This is a genomic window from bacterium SCSIO 12844 (assembly GCA_024397935.1).
Lineage (GTDB): Bacteria > Pseudomonadota > Gammaproteobacteria > Francisellales > Francisellaceae > M0027.
Genome location: CP073743.1, coordinates 1,517,993 through 1,538,126, shown reverse-complemented (window position 1 = coordinate 1,538,126; position 20,134 = coordinate 1,517,993). Strand labels below are relative to the sequence as shown.

Sequence of the window (20,134 nt, the reverse complement as noted above, 5' to 3'; positions counted from 1 at the left end):
GAGTATTACCTCTACGCAAGTTTAAATTTTAGTTTTAATCTCAATTTTCTAATGATTAATTAACTTATTTAACAATCCCTATCTACAAGAACATTCAGATTTAGCCATTAAATGATATCTTATTTTTTTGTTGGTTAATCTCTACATGAATAGCCCATAGCTAATTTATCAAGAATTGTTAGAGTAAGTCACTATTTAATCATGCCATTTATTTTCTAAAATAATTAGACTCTGTTTATCTTGATTAGCCAAATACAAAGCTTCACTCGTTTTTAAGTAGCAAGCTTTAGTTCAGTTTCTATAGAAGAACAACCATAGACAACTCTTGGTTGTGTCAAAGATGGGGGAATACGACCCACTGTGATTGGTCGTGGTAAAAACATGCCACAACCATTAATTGATAACACCACAATGCTACTTAAAAACCAATAAAATTTGTTCATGCGTCACCTTGAGGTTTTAAGCCATCAGGTGGCGTTGCTAATAAAGTGTTAATCCATAAGCACAGGCCTCTAATATTTTAATCACAGGGTCAGATTCAACCGTTGCATCATATTCAGGTAGTCGTGTTTTAAAATCAGCTAAGAGCAAAGCATAGTTTTGATCATAATCAACTGACTGAATTGAATCTGGTGGTGGCAATTTAGATAAATCAAACTTACTCATACCGTGACACCATTTAACCGTTTATCTTCACCATCAGGCTTATATGTAAACTCAACATCAATGCTTACCTGACCATCTGAATTAAGATTGATATCAATTTGTGTTAAATCTACACGCATCTCCCACTTATCTATTGCTTCAGCGATTGAATTTAAAAACTTTGCCAAAGTCATTTGATTAGCTGGTTGATCAACATATAAAAAAAGAGTAGAGCCATATTCACGCAACATAACTCTTGAGCCAACAGGCGTTGTTAAAATATCAGCAATGCTTTGTTTAACATGCTCAATATCTGTTATCTTTTGACCTATTACTCTTGATATACCTTGCATTGATAATCTAACTAATTGTTACTATTACAATCAGTATAAAATGATCAAAAAAATGTTCTGGATAAGGTAATTACTTCAAATAAATTAATGAACCATAATTTCTCTACCACATAAGTATAAATCTCACAACAGAAAATAGATAAATTAATCTAATTTTGAATTTTGGAATAATTATTTTAATCTTGAGTAATACACTGAAATTAATGGATAAAGGTTATAAATATGCCTAAAATTGCTAACTCAGGTGGTGGATATTGCGGAGACTATTCATTTTTTATGGGTATGCTTCCATCCTTTAAAAGAGAAATATTAGAAGAAACCGAAAATGCTAACTGGGAAAAACTCTATAAACAGTATCAGCAAGTTTATAAAGATTTATACAACCAAAAGGCGCCAATTAATAAAGAATCATTTAAAAACAAGCTACTACACTTTGATCTTACCAGTCAAGATAAAGAAATTTTAAATGCTGCTTCTTTAGGACTAAGACAAATTATAAGAAATTCTCATAAAAATGCTATATATGATAAGTTTACTCAAGACTTAAGGCAATATAATGAATTAAATAGTGATATATCAAATAAACTTGAAGATGATCCTTCCACTATTGAGTTGCTTGATCTATTTAACCGAGTTTTCCAAACAAGACAAATGCAATTCCCTGAGCTTAGAAGAAATGAAGATGATTTAAAAACTAATGGCGCATACGATAATCAAAAAATTAGAGATGAGATTTCATATCATTTAGGATGTATTCAACGAAACTGTTATGTCACTCGTATTAATAATATTACTCGTGCATATCGTCAAGGAGACCCAGAAGGTTCCACTCCAAGCAAGCTTGAATCTTTACTCACAAAGCTTCAAGATACTAGACAAATGTTAGACCAAGATGAAATTAATGAATTAGATAAACTAGCAATCAAAGCCATAGAAAATGCTGAATACTCATTATTTTGCGAGAAAAGTTCTGGCTCCACCTTCAACATACATGCAAAAGCAACAAAAACTAGATATATGGATCAAAATAGCCTTCAGTGCATTCTACCAGAATATTTTAATTTAGATCTAGAAGAAAATAATGACACATCAATTGCAGTCAAAACTACTACATTTGCAGTTAAACAAACTAAAACAGGCAGCTGGATGCCTTTTGATCGGGCACATTTTGAAACCATATTGACAGATGAAGCATATAATTTTTGTCAACAGCAAGTTGATCGTACAACAATTAGCAAATGGGATCGTATTTTTTCTCAGGGTTTTGACTCACATATTTTAGCTCATAAGTTTTCTAAATCAGATATGGTAAATTCAAAAAATTATCTTTTAGAGTCACTGGAATCACAAAAAAATGGTAGTAATAATTCATTTATTGATGCTAAGTCTAAAATTATAACAAAAATCTATGATTCTCAATCAAAGCATGAGTCTAAACTCTTGCTTATAGCTAAAAATATTTATCGTGCTGAAAATCCATCACAACTGAAAAACGCCCTATCCAGAGCTTCTTTTGCTTCTTGGACAGTAGGATCAAGTTCTTTGGTCTTCTTTAAAAGTGGAAGTAGACTGTATAATTCCATACAGAAAAGTATTAATGAAGATTGTAATTTTTGAGCTTAAATAGGCTTTGATGTAGTACCGCCACTATCACCTCAATGGGCATGATTTTTAAGAGAAATATTATCTGCTGCAACATCTCCACTAATAACATAAATTGAACCTTCAATTGATGCGGTTGAACCGCCTTTAGAATTTGAACCATATAGGCCACTTTGATACGTTAAACTACCTTGAACCAATACATCACCTGTAATTGTCGTTATGAGACAATCAGCATAAATACTCTCTGATTTTAGTATCGTTTGATTGGTTGTTACATTAATTGAAGTTGCAGCAAAAATATCAATTGATCCAACATAATTGATGGTAAGCTTTTTACTTTGATAGTTATAACTAATCGTTGTGCCGTCTGAGTAAACTTTTTTATCTAACGCTAAATCATTACTTGGCTGATTGCTTGTATAAATTGATGGCAATACAATGCCATTATTCAATTCACCACTTGGTGATAAAACCAATACTTGTTCACCAAGTGATGACGACCACCAAGTTTGACAATCACTTGAGCGTTGCGTCATCCACTTAAGCCATGTCGTTAAAATATTACCTGCTTTAATACGCACACGTGCTTTGATTGGATCTATTTGTGAGACTGTAACCCACTCGAATTAAATTTGATAACCTTCTTTCTAATTCACCAATACGTTCTAGCTCAGTCATAATTAATACTCGAATCTATTTCTATATCTGGGGATTCACCATTTGCTTCATAAACACTCTCACCACAAGCAAATGGTATAAGAAATTCTATTTTCCAAGATAAATAACCATCAATATCGGGTTGTAAATAGTCAGGTTCATTACTGATAATTTCAGTCTCACCAATTTGATCATGATTAAAGTTATTCCGATGTAAAAATGCACTAATAGAAAATGCTGCATCTCTAATATTAAATTCGGCTAAATCAACATCTTTAAACAATAGATTTAAAGTAAAATGTATTTCCGCCGATAATCGACCATCCGAATATTTCCGTGTGATCTCAAAACTTGAAAGATTTAAGTTAGAGACCCGAGGCGACAATGCTTCCAAGTTCTGTATCGGCGGATACAGTGACCAGCTTAACTGATCATACCGTTCTTTTAGTTTAGTAAAGATTAATTCCGTTAGCGACCTTGTGTTTTTAATTTCCACTTTAAAACTTCCTCTAATTTTTTAAAAAATGTTTCCCTAAAGTAATAAGGCAGCTGTTTTTCAATAATTGTCTGTGACTTTTTGTTAATTTCCATTGTTGGGCTATTCATATCTGCACGTTGTTTAATCTTGCCTGATGAATTAATAAAAGCATTTTCAATGCGTATACCTCTTACAATCACATCAGATTTTTGTACCTTATCTGCATTAAAATCAGTTTATGATTATTAAAATTAATTAGATGGATAAGGTAATAGAATAGATAGGACCTATTAGTGATCAGGTGTAGTAGTAACTTTATTTTCTGAAGTTTGAGGGTGTCCACAAAATATTAGTGCTGGATCTATATATCGTCCTCTAGGTAGGTAACGCCTTGAATTAGACTCTTCAACTGGATTCTCTTTTCTTTTTCTTGTTCCACTTAAACTATTTTCCAACTTTTTAATAATATCCATATGATCAGGTTCATTAGTATAAATATCATCAGGCAATTCATCTTCATACTCATGATCATTTTTATGAATTTTTTGTGTAATAATTTCAGCTTTATTTTGACTTAAAGTAAGTTCATCTTGACTTGACCACTTATTTATTACTGTATGTTTTCCCCACTCTATATCTTCAGATGAATAATATTCATCTTGAGATAATTCCTTAAAATCTTTATCCCAGTTATCAAGTCGAAAGTATACATGTTGTCCTGAATCAACTTTAGCATGAAGATATAAATAGATATGATCAACATCAGCTTTCATCATCCTAATTTTATATTCAACTTTGCCACTCAATTGGCAACGTAGCTTATATGCTAAAATATCAGCATGTTCTCTACAAAAACCACCACCAAGCTCTTCTATATTATAAGATAATGACCTTGGTGAAAGTTGATTTAGCTTGTCTCGCTCATAATCTAAAAAATCATTGTCAACTGACTCACTGTACTGTTCATAATGTTTTTTTTGATTAAATTGCTTTAACGATTTGATCTCATTAAATACATTTATAAAGGCTAATATTAGTTTATTGTATGTCATATTATTAAAATTAAATAATTATTTATTAGGCCTCGTGAACAAAAAATTATCTGAGCCATATCAATGCTCCTGCAAAGCATAAAAACCCAGTAAATGCTTCAATTGTTTTATCAAACCTAGAAAACACCCTACGAAATTGTTTAATTTTAGAGAAGAAGCATTCAACTAGATGCCTTTCTTTATATAAATGCTTATCAAACTGGTGTGGTTGTAATGCATTTTTTCTAGATGGAATAACAACTTTGCAATAATTACTTTCCAGCATATTCTTCATTTCATCAGAATAATAAGCTTTATCAGCAAGGATGGTTGTGTGTTTTATATGTTTTAACATCTGATAAGCAATTGATATGTCATGACTTTTACCTTTCGTAAGCCTAAATGTAATAGGGTCTCCTAATGCCTCAACAACCGCATGAATGCGAGTGGTAAATCCACCAACACTTCTAACCTAGAGCATGTTGTTTATTGCCATTAAGCTTTTGTCCAGCAGCACAGGCATGTGCTCTGACAATAGTTGAATCAATCATAATTTGTTGAGAGTCAATATCACTGACATAGCTCATTAAGCGTGACCAAATGCCATAATTAGCCCAACGTTTAAATCTTCTATGAACTGCTCTAAAATTTCCATAGTAGGTAGGTAACAAACGCCACTGACAACCAGTTTTTAAAATATACCAGCGACCTTCAATAAAGCGCCTCAGTTTCTTTTCATGTTTAGTATGTAAACCTTTTTGTAATTTTAAAAAGATATAGATACTTGACCAACAAGCAGGAGTAATATGATAATCCATCAAGGCAGTTCCATTTGTGTTTATTGATTTTTAACTTTATTTTCACAATTGGCGTTGCCTTTTTCAATTCTAATTTAAAATTTATTTGCGGAACCTAATTTTTGTATATTTTTTTATTGGCTCGTCTCTTAGATATTTGAATAAACTAAATGGCGTTAGTTAAAGCATAAATAGTAGCAGCAGTAGCTGCTAGCCCTAGATAGAATAAAGGAGAAGGTGAAAAACTTTTTACGGTATCCTGCTGCTTATTCTTTAACTCTAATTTTTCTAATATCTCAGCAGCTTTATCATTGCCACACTTTCGGGCAATTGCAGTTGGAAAGTTATCATTAACTCTTTTAAAAGGTTTTGCACCTAAATCTAATAGTTTTTCTACAGCGTTATTCTGGTGGGACTTAATTGCGATAACAAGTGGGGTCCTACCAGAAAATGGACATCGAGAGTTAACGCCAGCACCATGTTTAACTAAAGTTTCAATCTTATCAAGATGACCACGCTGAATGGTGCATGTCAAAAGCTTTGACATGGTTGTCTCATCAATATCAGCCTGTTCTAAAATAGTCTTTTCTACAAGATCAAATCCCTCATTACTCTGAACAGCTTTGAATAATCTTCTTTTTTCAACCTCTGTAATAACAGCCATAATATTCATCCTTAAAATATTTTGTATATTAACCTATTCTGCAAATTTAGGAGAGAGCTCTAATTTGCTTTCACTTTATCACCTAAAACAGTTCAATTGTCATTTAATTAACTTATAAATTCATTATTTGTGTTTATTGACCTTCAACTTTATTTTCACAATTGGCGTTGCCTTTTTCAATTCTAATTTAAAATTTGTTCACGGAACCTAATCTAAGAAATATAAATTAAATTTTTTAAATTTTAAAATTATTGAAATATAATTTGCCGTATTTATTATTTAAGTATATTTTTGTTAAAAATAAAAATCTTTTATTGGAAGTAACATAAATTTTGGCTCTACATCATAAAGAGGGGCACTTGAAATTACTGAACGAATTTCAACTTATTTGGAAAAGTGTTAAGCAAAATCACACTACATGACACCTACCAGAGCCATTCTTTGACTAATTGATATTTTAGGTTTAAATGTAGCTTTGATAATATTACAGATATACTCTGAAGAATTAATGGCTCTGGCTAGCGATTTAGCAATAGTTTCAGTACCAATTTTAATCAAAGACTTAGCTTTAAATCCATGCTTTTTAATTTTAATAGGTTTAATGCTTTCTAATATTTCACCTGTACGATAAGACCATATTAATGCAATGGATACAACAAACATAAGCCTTGAAAGTTTTTGCATATCAGTTAAGTGGGTATTCTCAAAATTAAAACCACGTTTTTTAATAGCTGAAAAAAATGACTCAATCTCCCATCTTATTTTATATTGATCGAGTGCATTTAGGTTAAACTCTCTAGTTACAACAATAACTAATTCACCTGTAGGCAGTCGCAGTCCTGAAACATATAAATCGCAGCCTACTATACACTTTGTATTATGAAGTGTTCTTGCTTGTGAAGCTTTAAGAGTTAGAAATAATTTTGAAATCTTTTTATTAGAAGCTAGATAATTACCTTTGGCTCGAATAACAAATTTAACTTGTTTGCTAGACAAATAAGCTATCCAATTTCCATCAATAAATTCACGATCACATAAAAGTGTTTTAATTCTAGTTGCAGGAATAAATTCAAGTAGTTGATCAAATAGTCTCTGCCTATCAATGGCTTTTGAGTTACCTCTCTTTCGCTGAGGAAGCAGTGACCAAATCACAGGAATTGCAACACCTTTATAAGCAATAGCAATCATTAGAAAATTAATATGTACCTTGCCAAACTTCCAGTTAGTTCTATCCATGCATAATATGACTTGATCAGATAAATTGAAAATGGTGTCGACTAGTTTCCAGAGGCTAAGAAAAGATATTTCAAACCTTGTGATAAAACGTTGAAGACGCCTATAACATGACGTAGTTGATGCTTTTGATGGAAAACATTTAGCAATTTGTGAAAGATTAACATCATTTATTATCTGTAGGGCAATAATAAAGTAAGTTAGGCATTCAGTATTCCAAAAAGATAAGTTAAAATAGTGCTTCAGTGACTGTTGTAATTCATTGATGTGTTTCATCATATCGCTCTTTTTTGTTTTTTGGCGATTATAAGAATGAACGATAACAATGAAAAATCAATGGGTTACACCGTTACTGTCGTGTAGTGTGAAGCAAAATATATTCTTATCTAATGCAGCTCAAAGTCATCATTATGATTTCCAGCAGTAAAATCATTAGGTCTTTGAAATATGAACACAGAATCTGTACTTACAATTGATGATTCTAAGTTATCATGTTGAGGCAGAGGTCGATTTAGCTCACTATCTGATAGACTTGGCATAACATTTTCATCACCAACTAAAGAAGTTTCGGCTCTACGTCATAAAGATGCATTTGACATTTAGTAAATGGCGGAGGGGATGGGATTCGAACCCATGATACGTTGCCGTATACACACTTTCCAGGCGTGCGCCTTCGACCACTCGGCCACCTCTCCAAACAATTGAGAGCTCATCTTATCAAAGTCTTATTTCGAACTCAAGCAATCAAAAGCAATTAGCTAGCAAAATATTTTGCTAGATTTTCAATTATTGTAAGCTTTATACTCTTAGTTAAATAGGAATTCGTTTAAAGGCCCAAAATAAGGATTATTATCATGACTGATAAGCTTAAATTAACAACTACCGCTGGCAATCCAATTGCTGATAATCAAAATTCTCTAACCTCTGGTGAAAGAGGTCCTATCTCAATTCAAGATTATCAACTAATAGAAAAACTCGCTCATCAAAATAGAGAAAGAATTCCAGAGCGTGTTGTTCATGCTAAAGGCTGGGGTGCTTATGGTACATTAAAAATAACAGCTGATATTTCACAATATACCAAAGCAAAAGTACTTCAAATGGGTGCACAAACACCGATGCTTGCAAGATTTTCCACTGTTGCCGGTGAACTAGGTGCTGCTGATGCTGAACGTGATGTTAGAGGGTTTGCATTAAAATTTTACACTGAAGAAGGTAATTGGGATTTAGTCGGTAACAATACACCTGTATTTTTTGTACGTGACCCTTATAAGTTCCCTGATTTTATTCACACACAAAAGCGTCATCCTAAAACAAATCTACGCTCAGCCACTGCAATGTGGGATTTTTGGTCATTATCTCCTGAGTCATTACATCAAATTACTATTTTAATGTCTGATCGTGGTATTCCTGTTACACCAATGCATATGAATGGCTACGGTTCACATACTTATTCATTAATTAACCAATCAGGCCAAAGATTCTGGGTTAAATTTCATTTTAAAACCATGCAAGGACACAAATACCTAACTAATAGCCAATCTGCTGATGTCATTGGCCAAACAAGAGAAAGTTACCAAGAAGCATTAGTTAATACAATAGAAAATCAAGACTACCCAAAATGGGAAGTGCAAATTCAAGTTATGAGTGAAGCTGAAGCTCTTGAAATTCCTTATAATCCTTTTGATTTAACTAAAGTTTGGCCACATAGTGATTTTCCACCAATAAATATTGGCGTACTAGAGTTAAATCAAAACCCAGAGAACTATTTTGCTGAAATTGAACAAGCTGCATTTAGCCCATCTAATATTGTGCCAGGTATCTCATTTTCACCAGATAAAATGCTACAAGCTAGAGTTTTTTCGTATGCAGATGCGCATCGTTATCGCTTAGGTACACATTATGAAGCATTACCAGTTAATCGCCCCAAATGCCCAGTCCATCACTACCACAAAGATGGCAAAATGAATTTCTTTGGCCAAAGCTCAGGCGTTACTGATGCCTATTACGAACCGAATTCAATGAATGGCCCAATTGAAGATGAACAATTTAAAGAGCCTGCATTAAATTTAAATGGTCAATTAGACCGCTATTGTCAAAGAGATGGTAAAGGTCAAGATACGGATGATTTTACACAACCAAGAGCACTATTTAATTTATTTAATGATGATGAGAAATCTCGTCTTTTTTCTAATATAGCTGATGCAATGGCTGGTGCAGATAAACATATTATTGAACGTCAATGCCAGCTATTTGATAAAATCCATCCTGAGTATGGCCAAGGTGTTAGAGAGGCTTTAAAGGATCTTACACGGAGCACAGTCACAATCACTTGAGACTGCTCTAGAAGAGTCATTTTCATAAAATGGGGTGTGCATTTTACTCGATTTAACCGTTTGTTCTTCATCATCCGAGTAGTCATGTAAAACCAAAGGCTCTGACTGATCAAAGAAAAAAGGCTCTTCAAACTGATCAAACGCCATACTTTCACTTTCAGAGCTAGAGTCGCTATCATTATCAACGCTTTGATTCAGCCTAAATCTTATATTCTTATATTTCTCAACAATAGTTTCTGGATCATCTATAACTTGTTGTAATATCTCTTTACTAAAGTCTTGCCCACATTTTCTAACTTCATTATAAGCATCAACTATATTATCTAAATTATTTAATACAATCTCTCTACTTTCTTCATTTAGTAATATATTATTTTTTTGAAACTCTAACATTAAATTAACTATATCAACTGGGTTTATAAAAGTATTGTTTATAATTAAGTCTTTAGTAAACTCATCATATTCATATCCATTTTTTTTAAGTACAATAAAGATAAATTGTTGAAGCTTTCTAGTATTATTATCTATTTCCAACTCTATTTCATCTTCTAACTCATATATATCATCAATAGTTGAAATATTATATTGTAGCAATGCATCTTGCATAATTTGATAATTACTAGAATTCTCCCAGATACCAGAATTAAACGCCATTGATATTGGGATATTTATAACAGAGCCAAATCGACCAGTTTCTCTTACCATTTTTTTAAGCTCTTTTTCTACGTTTGCAGGATGATTAAATCCATGTGGCTTTAAAAACTGTTTTAAAGCTATTCCTTCTAAAGGAAAGAATGTATCATTAGCTTTTGAATTTATGCCAGTACTACGATAAAATAGCTGAAAATGACTGTTAGGTAATTGCGTTAATATAATTTCTCGTTTAGCAATTTTAATATAATTAAATTTCATAATAATAACCTACTACTTATTATTTAGATTAAAACCCACATTAAATACTAAAACTTAAAGCATAATTACCTCAAAATTTAAGGTAATAGCAAATACTATAAACTTTTCAATACTTGACAGTCCAAATGATCAAACAGATAATCAAATAAATAATTATTCTTTAAGGGAATACCATGCCTTTTGCCGTAATTTTTGATATGGATGGCGTTATTATTGATTCTGAACCATTATGGCGCAAAGCTGAAATTGAGATTTTCAAACAGATTGGTTTAAATTTAACTGATGATCAATGCAGAGAGACTAAAGGTCTACGTATGGATCTTATGGTTAATTACTGGTATCAAAAAGCAGCTACGCCATCTATATCCAAATCGGAAATCGCAGCATCTTTAATACAAAGGGTTAGTCAACTCATTTATAATTCAGCTAACCCAATGCCAGGGTTGATCACTTTAATGCAACAATTAAAATCTCATAATATTGTCATGGGTTTATGCAGTTCTTCTCCGCTTAAATTAATTGAAACAGTCATCAATCAATTTGATATTAAACAGTTTCTTACAGTTTATCATTCTGGTGAAAGTGAAACTTATGCCAAACCACATCCACAATGCTATCTAACTACAGCTAAGTTGCTTGAATTCAAACCTCAAGATTGTATTGTATTTGAAGACTCAACAACTGGAGCAATTGCAGCAAAAGCTGCATCTATGAAAGTTATTGTTGTCCCTGAGCCTATAGAAAATGATGAAAGATTTGATTTTTGTGATTTAGTAATTAATTCATTAGAAGATATTAGTATTAATCAATTAAAATCTATGTAGAGACGCGATTCATCGCGTCTAGGTATTATAACTAGGATTCTTCTTTCTCTTCTTTTTTAGTATTTGATTGGTTATCTTTTGTTGAAGAATGCTTATTTTCATCATGTTGTTTTTTATGATGGGGTTTCGCCTTCTTTTGTTGATGCTCTTTATTACTGTCTTTTTTATGATGTGAAGATTTTTTAGAAGATGCATCATCATCTGAATGCTTTTTATTTTGCTGATTCGAATGACCTTTAGCTTGTTGAGTACCACCACGATGGTGTTTTTTCTGACCACCACCACGACGTTGTTGCTGCGGTTTACGCTTTTTACTAGCGCTAGCTTCATCTTTTTTAGATTTTGCATCATGATGTTCTTTATCTTCTTTTTTTACTTCTTCTACCATGACATGCTCAGTCTCTAATTTTTGCGGTTCTTCTTGCTCAAGATCTTTTTCTTCAATGACTGATGAAGCCTCATTGGATGTTTCTTCAACAGCTTCTTGAGTATCTTCTTCTACATCAGTTTTAGACACTTCAATTGAAACAGTTGTTTCACCATCTCTTTGATCATTGACTTCATGCCCAATTACAATTTGAGGCTTAGTTTCAATTGTTACTTGCTCTATAATCTCTGCCTGAATTTGTGGTGCAGGCACTACAGGTTCTTCATCATCTTCTTCAAGATGCTCTTCTTCTGTTACTTCTATAGACTCTTCAACAGCACTTTGTATTTCTGTTTTTTCATCATCAGCAATATCAGTTGAATCCGTTTCAACAATCTCAACCTCAGCATGATCATCGATATCAGAAGCTTCCACTCTTTCTTCTTCTAAAGACTCACTACTTGCTTGAACAACTAATTCTTGTTCTTCAACTTGAGATTGCTCTAACTTGTCTTCTGGATAATCAATAACAATTTCAACTTCTGAATCAAACTCTGATACATTTTCAGAAACATCAATACTAATTACAGCCTCACTATTTTCATCTGCTTTAGCAAAACTTTCACTTGTCACAGCCATTTGCTTTTGTTCTTCTGACTGAATTGCAGCTGTTTGTTGTGTAGCTTGATCTTGCTGTTTAGCCTTATCTTCAATAGCAACTGCTTCTGTAGCTTTTACATCTGTTTTTTGATATTTTTGTGCTTGCTCTTCTTCAGCTTTAAGTTTTTGAGCCTCATCGTATGCTTTTTTAGCTTTCACAGCCTCACGCTTTGCTTCTTGAGCTTCACGTTTAGCAATTTTTGCCTTCTCTTCTTTTTCCAGTTGCTCACGTTTTAACTGCGCCAAATCAACATATTCAAATTTCAGATACTTCACCTTATTTGACGTTGATTGTGTTTCTATCTGTTGCATTGAGCTTTGTGAATCTGAGCTTTTTAAAATTTGCTCAACATTGCTGCTAATACGACTTTTAGGATCTTTAATTAACTTACTTGTTGTCTCAAATTTAAGTGGCGCAACATTTAAAGAATCAACTAATGCATCAGCAGATGTAATTACAGTTTGCTTAGACTTAGACTTAGATTTTGCTTTAGTTGCTACATCTTTACTTTGATCTTTGTTAGATACTTTCTGTTCAGGTTGAGAAGTTGAAGCAATTTGTACATCTACAACATCTTCACTTTTATATAAATTTGGACGAGTATTATTGCGTTGGTTACTACGCGCAGAATGAGAACGGCGATCTCCATCTGTTTGATTTGACTTTTGGCCTCTACCTTTTGAACCACCATATTGTTGAGATTTTCTACGATCTTTTGAATGATCTCGATCTTGCTTTTGCTGACCATGATGACGTTGTTGATGCTGTGTACGCTTTTTCTGCTGGCCTTGCTGTTTTTGAGCAGGTTTTTTAGAAGAATGAGCTTTACTCGCTTTTGGCTTTTCAGCTACTTCTTCACTTGTTGTAAAAATACTATTCCATATTTTTTTAAATAAACCAGATTTTTGCTTAGCCTGAGCTTTTGGTGCCGCTTCTACAGTCATTGACTTAACTAGAGGCTGCTGAGCTTTAGTCTTTTTAGGTTTAATATAATTTTCTGAATCTTCTTTTCTTTCTTCGATTAAATTATAGCTTGATTTATTTGCCACATAATTATCACCCCAAATTCTTTGAATATAGTAATGAGGTGTTTCAAGATTAGGGTTTGGAATTAATACCAATTTAAAGTCTAATTCAGATTCTATATCTTTAACAGCATCGCGTTTTTCGTTTAATAAGTAAGTTGCAACTGAAATTGGTAATTGAACGCGAATTTCATTAGTTTTTTCTTTATGCGCTTCTTCTTTTATTAAGCGTAATATTGATAATGCTAATGAAGGCACTGAACGAATAATGCCTTGTCCCTCACAACGTGGACAAGAAATTGTTGCTGACTCTCCCAATGAAGATTGAAGTCTTTGTCGTGAAATCTCAACTAAGCCAAATCTTGAAATACGTGTCATTTGCACTTTAGCACGATCTTTTGCTAATTGATCAATCAATGCATGCTCAACGTTGCGTTGATGCTCATTTTCTTGCATATCAATAAAATCTACAACAATTAAACCACCTATATCACGTAGACGTAATTGACGAGCAATTTCTTCAGCAGCTTCTAAATTAGTAAAATATGCTGTTTCTTCAATATTATCGCCACGAGTTGCTTTAGCAGAGTTAATATCAATTGCTGTTAATGCTTCAGCTGCATCAATTACAATCGAACCACCTGAAGGTAAAATGACTTCTCTTTTATAGGCTTCTTCAATACGGCTTTCAATTTGCTCTTTTGAAAAAAGCGGAATTGTATCATTATATATTTTAACACGCTCTACAAAATCAGGACGTAATAATGATAATTGACGCTTAAGTGTCTCACCTGCCTCTTCACTATCAACAATAATTTCTTCAATATCATCTTTTAAGTGATCTCTAATTGCACGAACAGTAATATCACTTTCACTATGAATTAAAAATGGTCCAGGCGCACTCTTATAAGCTTGATTGATTGCACTCCAAAGTTTTAATAAAACACTTAAATCCCACTGCATTTCTTCAACTTGACGATCAACACCTGCAGTTCTGATAATAACGCCCATGCCTTTTGGAATATCTAATGAATCAAATAGCTCTTTTAATTTTTGACGTTCATTACCTTCAATACGGCGAGAGATTCCACCAGCTTCAGGATTATTTGGCATTAAAACTAGGTAACAACCAGCTAACGTAATATAGGTACTTAACGCTGCACCTTTTGTTCCACGTTCTTCTTTGTTAATCTGAACAATAATTTCTTGACCAACATCTAATAACTCAGTTAAAGGTATATCTTGACCTTCTTTAACTTGTTTTTTAAAGTATTCCGGCGCAATTTCTTTAAATGGTAAAAAGCCATTACGTTTCTCACCATAACTAATAAATGCAGCATTTAAACTTGGCTCAACGCGTGTAACAATACCTTTATATATATTGGCCTTTTTTTGTTCATAATCAATACTTTCTATATCAATATTTAATAATTTTCCATTTTCAGTCGTCGCGATTCTTACTTCTTCTGGTTGACGCGCATTAATTAACATTTTTTTCATAATTAATATAAACCTCTTTAATTATATTATAATTGCATATAGCGAAAATACATATAAGAGATAAAATATTGACATTTATTAGATAAATGATATTTGATTGCTTACTGACAAGCACATTAGTAGTAGTATAATTCTACTTGAAAATTTTTATTACTCCGATTATAAAATTAACAAGTTAACCTTAATTTTTATCATTTTTTTCAAAGGTTTAAACCGTACATTTATACAATCTGTCAATTAATTGGCCTCTATATTATCAATTAAAAGGCTAAAAAATCCATACTAAAATCTGTTTGTCATCTATAAGCAAAAAGCAATCTTAACTTCATTTATTCAACAATCTTTTATCTTTTGCTTTTTCGCTTTAATTTATACTCCAAAATTTTTATTTTGAGTCTAGTTTTCAAAAAGTGTTCTTTTGTAATTTTAAGGTTAGTCAAAACTAACAAGCTACTCTTTAGTCTTATCTGTATACTTAAGACAGTGCTAAAGCGCCTTTTTACACTTCTTGTGCGTACTATATCAGGTTTTTATTAAAGTGCAATTAAAACCATAGTATGTATAACTTAATTATAACCATAAATTTAAATAATTTTTATTTATCAAAAGTAATTAAATATTTAAGCATGTATTTCTGCTAATGTTTTCGCTATAATCACAGCATGTTGAAATCTAATCGGTTGTTAAAACATTCTAAACCGAATTTAAATGTCTGATAATCAAGACTAGTGGAGTTAATTATGGCTGACTTAATTTCAACTCAAGTAGTTGATCCTGCTGAATCAAATGAATGGCTGGAAGCACTTGAGTCTGTAATCGAACGTGGTGGTATTGAAGCCGGTTTTCAAATTTTAAATGAATTAAACCAAAAAGCGCATACCTTAGGTATAAAAACACAATATCAAGGTGCTAATTATACTTATGCAAATACCATTGCTGTTGAAGATGAACCTGACTACCCAGGTGATATTACACTTGAACAACAAATCGAAACAACCATTCGCTGGAATGCCGCTGTTATGGTTGCTAAAGCTAACAAAAAAGATAGCTCTTTAGGTGGGCATATCTCATCAGGGGCTGGTGCTTTAACACTTTATGAAGTTGGTTTTAACCACTTTTTTAAAGCGCCAAATAAAACTGAAGGTGGTGATTTGGTATTTTTTCAAGGTCATAGCTCACCAATTATTTATGCCCGATCATTTATTGAAGGGCGCTTTAGTGAAGACCAAGTAACACTTTTTAGACAACAAACATGTGGTCAAGATGGCTTAGCTTCTTACCCTCACCCTTATTTACATCCAAATTACTGGCAGTTCCCTACTGTTTCAATGGGTCTTGGTCCTGTTCAAGCAATTTATCAAGCTCGTTTCTTAAAATATTTAGAGCATCGCGGCCTTTCTGATACTAAAGGTAGACATGTTTGGGCATTTTTAGGTGATGGCGAAATGGATGAGCCAGAATCACTTGGTGCAATCACACGCGCATCAAGAGAAGACCTAAACAATCTTACTTTTGTTATTAGCTGTAATTTACAGCGCTTAGATGGCTTAGTTAATGGTAATGGTAAAATTATTGAAGAATTAGCTGGTGTATTCCAAGGCGCTAATTGGAATGTCATTAAAGTCCTTTGGGGCAGCAACTGGCAACCATTATTTGATAAAGATATTAGTGGTAAATTACAAAAGCGCCTAGCTGAGCTAAATGATGGACAACTACAAAATTGTACAGCACACGGTGGCAGCGCAATTAGAGAAATGATTTTTGGTGGTGATGAGGAGCTACAGCAAATGGTAGCTGACTACTCCGATGAAGATCTTGAGAGTTTATTACGCGGTGGGCATGATCCTAAAAAAGTATTTGCTGCCTATAAAAATGCCGTTGAATCTACTGATCGACCAACAGTTATCTTAGCACATACTGTCAAAGGTTATGGTTTGGGTGAGTATGGTGAATCAAAGAATATTGCTCATAACATTAAAAAACTTAGTGTTGATGGATTAAAGTACATCCGTGATCGTTTTGATATTCCACTAACTGAAGAACAAGTCGAAAATTATGAGTTTCTTAAGCTTAAAAAATCTGACCAAGCTATGGAGTATTTAAATAAACAACGTAAAAATCTTGGCGGCTATACCCCTGCACGCTTCGAAGTTGACCATCAATTTGACATTCCGCATTATAGTGACTTTGCAAAATTATTTATGGATTCAAGTGGCGATCGTGAACTATCTACAACAACTGCTTTTGTTCGTATGCTTGTTGCATTTACTAAAAATAAAGAACTAGGCAAATATGTTGTACCAATTGTACCTGATGAGTCTCGTACCTTTGGTATGGAAGGATTATTCCGTCAATTAGGTATTTATAATGCCAAAGGGCAACAGTATGTTCCTGAAGATAAAAAACAGGTCATGTACTATAAAGAAAGTACTGACGGCCAGATTCTACAAGAAGGCCTTAATGAAGCAGGCGCTTTTTGTTCTTGGTTAGCAGCTGCAACTTCTTATAGTGTTCACCGTGTACCAACCATTCCATTTTATATTTATTATTCAATGTTTGGCTTTCAGCGCATTGGTGATTTTGCTTGGGCTGCAGGCGATTCAATGGCAAAAGGCTTTTTATTAGGTGGTACAGCAGGCCGCACAACATTAAACGGTGAAGGTTTACAGCATCAGGATGGACATACACATATTCAAGCGTCTGTTATCCCAAACTGTGTCACTTATGATCCAACTTATGCTTATGAATTAGCTATTATCCTATGGGATGGCTTACGCCGTATGTATCATAATAATGAACATGTTTTTTATTATATTACCGTTATGAATGAAAACTACGCACATTATGCAATGCCTGAAGGCTCTGAAGAAGGCATTATTAAAGGCTTATATATGCTTAAAGAGCATAAAAAACCAAATAAAGCACATGTTCAACTAACTGGCTCAGGAACTATTTTACGAGAAGTTGAAGCTGCAGCAGAATTATTAGAAAAAGATTTTGACATTACAGCTGATATTTGGAGTATGACAAGCGCCAATGAGCTGTATCGTGATGCAATGAGCATTAAACGCCATAATATGCTAAACCCAGATGAAAAACCAAAATTATCTCATATAGAGCAGTCATTACAAGATAGAAAAGGCCCAGTAATTGCCTCAACTGATTATATCAAACTTTATACTGAACAATTACGTGAATTTGTCCCTAGTCGTTATGTAACATTAGGTACTGATGGCTTTGGCCGGAGTGATAGCAGAGAAAATTTACGTAGCTTCTTTGAAGTTGATCGTTACTATGTCGCTTATGCTGCTATTAAAGCATTAGCTGATGATGGTACAATAGCAAAATCTAAAGTTAAAGAAGCAATGAAGCTATATAAAATTGACCCAAAAAAACCTGAACCTATGTACGTCTAATTTACAAGGAGTCATACTGTAATGGCGATTAAAGAAATTCATGTCCCAGATATTGGTGACTATCAAAATGTTGATGTAATCGAAGTAAATATTTCAGTTGGTGATGTTATTAATGAAGAAGACTCACTGGTTACACTAGAAACTGATAAAGCCAGTATGGAAGTACCTTCACCTTTCGGTGGTACAGTCAAAGAAGTACTGGTTAAAGTTGGCGATAAAGTCTCTGAAGGCTCATTAATTGTCAAACTTGAATCTTCCAGCACTGAAGAAGTTAAAGATGAGCCTAAAAAGTTAGCTACTGATAGCAAATCATCTTCTAAAGCTTCTAAAAAAGTAGTTGAAGTTAAAGTACCTGATATTGGTGATTATCAAGGTGTTGATGTTATTGAAGTAACTGTCAAACCAGGTGATGAAATTAAAGAAGAAGATTCACTAGTTACCCTTGAGACTGATAAAGCTAGCATGGAAGTACCAGCGCCTTTTGCTGGCAAAGTAAAAGATGTGCTTATTAAAGTTGCAGATAAAGCCTCTGAAGGTGATGTTATTTTAACACTTGAAACTAATGATCAAGTGCCAGCAGATGAAACACCTAAAACAACTCAAGCAGAACAACCTGAATCAAAACCAGTTAATGATGCACCAGCTTCTCAGCCTAGCGCTGCACAATCAACTGGATTACCACCTGTCGTAAATACTAATATTTATGCAGGCCCTGCTGTGCGTCGTCTAGCCCGTATTCTAGGTGTTGATCTATCAAGAGTGCCAGCTACTGGCAATAAAGGCCGCATTACTAAAGAAGATTGCTATAATTATGTTAAAAATTCATTAAATCAAGTTCAATCAGGCCAAGTTCAAGGGTCATCTGGCAGTGGTTTAGACTTATTGGCAGACCCTGTAGTTGATTTTGCTAAATATGGCGAAATTGAAACGCAATCTTTAACTCGTATTAACAAGCTTACCGCTAAAAATCTACATCGTAATTGGGTTAAAATTCCTCATGTTACTTTTTGGGATGACGCAGATATAACTGAACTTGAAAACTTTAGAAAAGCTAAGAAAACAAGTGCTGAAAAAGCAGACGTTAAAATTACACCTGTTGCTTTCTTAGTTAAAGCTGCCTCAAAAGCACTACAAGCATTCCCTCGCATGAATAGCTCATTATCAGCCGACGGTGAAAATATAATTCTTAAAAAATACTTTCATATCGGTGTTGCAGTTGATACACCAAATGGCTTATTAGTACCCATTGTAAAAGATGCTGATAAAAAAGGTATTTTTGAAATTGCTGAAGATCTAATGGATATTATTAAGCGCGGTCGTGAAGGTAAATTAAAACCTGATGATATGAAAGGTGCTACTTTTAGCATATCAAGCCTTGGCATACTAGGCACTACAGGCTTTACTCCGATTATTAATATGCCAGAAGTTGCAATTCTAGGTGTCTCTAAATCTCAAATGAAGCCTGTTTATGATGGTAAAGGTAGCTTTAATCCAAGATTAATGTTACCACTATCATTATCTGTTGACCATCGTGTGATTGATGGCGCATTAGCAGCCCAGTTTTTAACCTATCTATGCGAGATACTTCGTGATCTACGTGAAATTATTTTATAAACAACTCATTATTAATTAA

Annotated in this window: 16 protein-coding genes, 1 tRNA gene and 1 pseudogene; 5 read left to right on the top strand and 13 right to left on the bottom strand. The window is 33.4% G+C overall.

Going from position 1 to position 20,134, the window contains the following annotated elements; translation table 11 throughout:
- Positions 1–480: 480 nt before the first annotated feature.
- Both KFE69_07280 and KFE69_07275 read right to left on the bottom strand, forming a co-directional pair.
- Complete coding sequence (locus KFE69_07280; GenBank protein ID UTW43883.1) at positions 481–666, bottom strand: hypothetical protein; 186 nt, start codon at positions 664–666, stop codon at positions 481–483.
- Positions 663–998, bottom strand: coding sequence for a GPW/gp25 family protein (locus KFE69_07275; protein UTW43882.1), 336 nt, complete (start codon positions 996–998; stop codon positions 663–665). Before KFE69_07275 ends, KFE69_07280 begins: the two co-directional genes overlap by 4 nt.
- Positions 999–1,220: 222 nt before the next feature.
- On the opposite strand from KFE69_07275, the gene KFE69_07270 reads away from it, so the two are divergent.
- Entirely contained in the window at positions 1,221–2,615 is a 1,395-nt protein-coding gene (locus tag KFE69_07270; GenBank protein ID UTW43881.1) for a hypothetical protein, read from the top strand.
- 38 nt (positions 2,616–2,653) lie between these two features.
- Here the strand turns inward: KFE69_07270 and KFE69_07265 are convergent, their stop codons facing one another.
- From KFE69_07265 to KFE69_07225, 9 genes and pseudogenes are all read right to left on the bottom strand, one after another.
- A complete protein-coding gene (locus KFE69_07265; protein ID UTW43880.1) occupies positions 2,654–3,184 on the bottom strand; it encodes a phage baseplate assembly protein V in 531 nt (176 codons plus the stop codon).
- Positions 3,185–3,273: 89 nt separating this feature from the next.
- Entirely contained in the window at positions 3,274–3,756 is a 483-nt protein-coding gene (locus KFE69_07260; protein ID UTW43879.1) for a hypothetical protein, read from the bottom strand.
- Positions 3,729–3,938, bottom strand: a complete 210-nt coding sequence (locus KFE69_07255; protein ID UTW43878.1) for a hypothetical protein — start codon at positions 3,936–3,938, stop codon at positions 3,729–3,731. Before KFE69_07255 ends, KFE69_07260 begins: the two co-directional genes overlap by 28 nt.
- Positions 3,939–4,028: 90 nt before the next feature.
- Positions 4,029–4,790: a hypothetical protein gene (locus tag KFE69_07250; protein ID UTW43877.1), complete on the bottom strand. Its 762-nt coding sequence runs from the start codon at positions 4,788–4,790 to the stop codon at positions 4,029–4,031.
- 46 nt (positions 4,791–4,836) lie between these two features.
- A pseudogene (locus KFE69_07245) lies at positions 4,837–5,587 on the bottom strand (IS5 family transposase).
- 145 nt (positions 5,588–5,732) lie between these two features.
- Entirely contained in the window at positions 5,733–6,230 is a 498-nt protein-coding gene (locus KFE69_07240) for an ankyrin repeat domain-containing protein (GenBank protein UTW43876.1), read from the bottom strand.
- A gap of 414 nt (positions 6,231–6,644) precedes the next feature.
- The gene (locus KFE69_07235; protein UTW43875.1) at positions 6,645–7,742 is read right to left on the bottom strand and encodes an IS4 family transposase; all 1,098 of its coding nucleotides are present in this window, start codon (positions 7,740–7,742) and stop codon (positions 6,645–6,647) included.
- Positions 7,743–7,849: 107 nt separating this feature from the next.
- Entirely contained in the window at positions 7,850–8,002 is a 153-nt protein-coding gene (locus KFE69_07230) for a hypothetical protein (GenBank protein ID UTW43874.1), read from the bottom strand.
- 68 nt (positions 8,003–8,070) lie between these two features.
- Positions 8,071–8,158, bottom strand: a tRNA-Ser gene (locus KFE69_07225).
- Between the two features lie 159 nt (positions 8,159–8,317).
- On the opposite strand from KFE69_07225, the gene KFE69_07220 reads away from it, so the two are divergent.
- Positions 8,318–9,796 (top strand): catalase, encoded by a 1,479-nt coding sequence (locus KFE69_07220; GenBank protein UTW43873.1) that lies wholly within the window; start codon positions 8,318–8,320, stop codon positions 9,794–9,796.
- Here KFE69_07220 and KFE69_07215 read toward each other — a convergent pair.
- Complete coding sequence (locus tag KFE69_07215; protein UTW43872.1) at positions 9,758–10,708, bottom strand: hypothetical protein; 951 nt, start codon at positions 10,706–10,708, stop codon at positions 9,758–9,760. The genes KFE69_07220 and KFE69_07215 overlap by 39 nt on opposite strands.
- 173 nt (positions 10,709–10,881) lie before the next feature.
- Here KFE69_07215 and hxpB point away from each other — a divergent pair, with 173 nt between their 5' ends.
- Positions 10,882–11,532, top strand: a complete 651-nt coding sequence (gene hxpB, locus KFE69_07210) for a hexitol phosphatase HxpB (protein UTW43871.1) — start codon at positions 10,882–10,884, stop codon at positions 11,530–11,532.
- A gap of 31 nt (positions 11,533–11,563) precedes the next feature.
- Here the strand turns inward: hxpB and KFE69_07205 are convergent, their stop codons facing one another.
- A complete protein-coding gene (locus KFE69_07205; protein ID UTW43870.1) occupies positions 11,564–15,085 on the bottom strand; it encodes an Rne/Rng family ribonuclease in 3,522 nt (1,173 codons plus the stop codon).
- A 740-nt stretch (positions 15,086–15,825) separates the two neighbouring features.
- Between KFE69_07205 and aceE the strand changes: the two genes are divergently transcribed.
- Both aceE and aceF read left to right on the top strand, forming a co-directional pair.
- Positions 15,826–18,501, top strand: a complete 2,676-nt coding sequence (gene aceE, locus KFE69_07200; GenBank protein UTW43869.1) for a pyruvate dehydrogenase (acetyl-transferring), homodimeric type — start codon at positions 15,826–15,828, stop codon at positions 18,499–18,501.
- A gap of 21 nt (positions 18,502–18,522) precedes the next feature.
- Complete coding sequence (gene aceF / locus KFE69_07195) at positions 18,523–20,115, top strand: dihydrolipoyllysine-residue acetyltransferase (GenBank protein UTW43868.1); 1,593 nt, start codon at positions 18,523–18,525, stop codon at positions 20,113–20,115.
- The last annotated feature ends 19 nt before the right edge of the window (positions 20,116–20,134 follow it).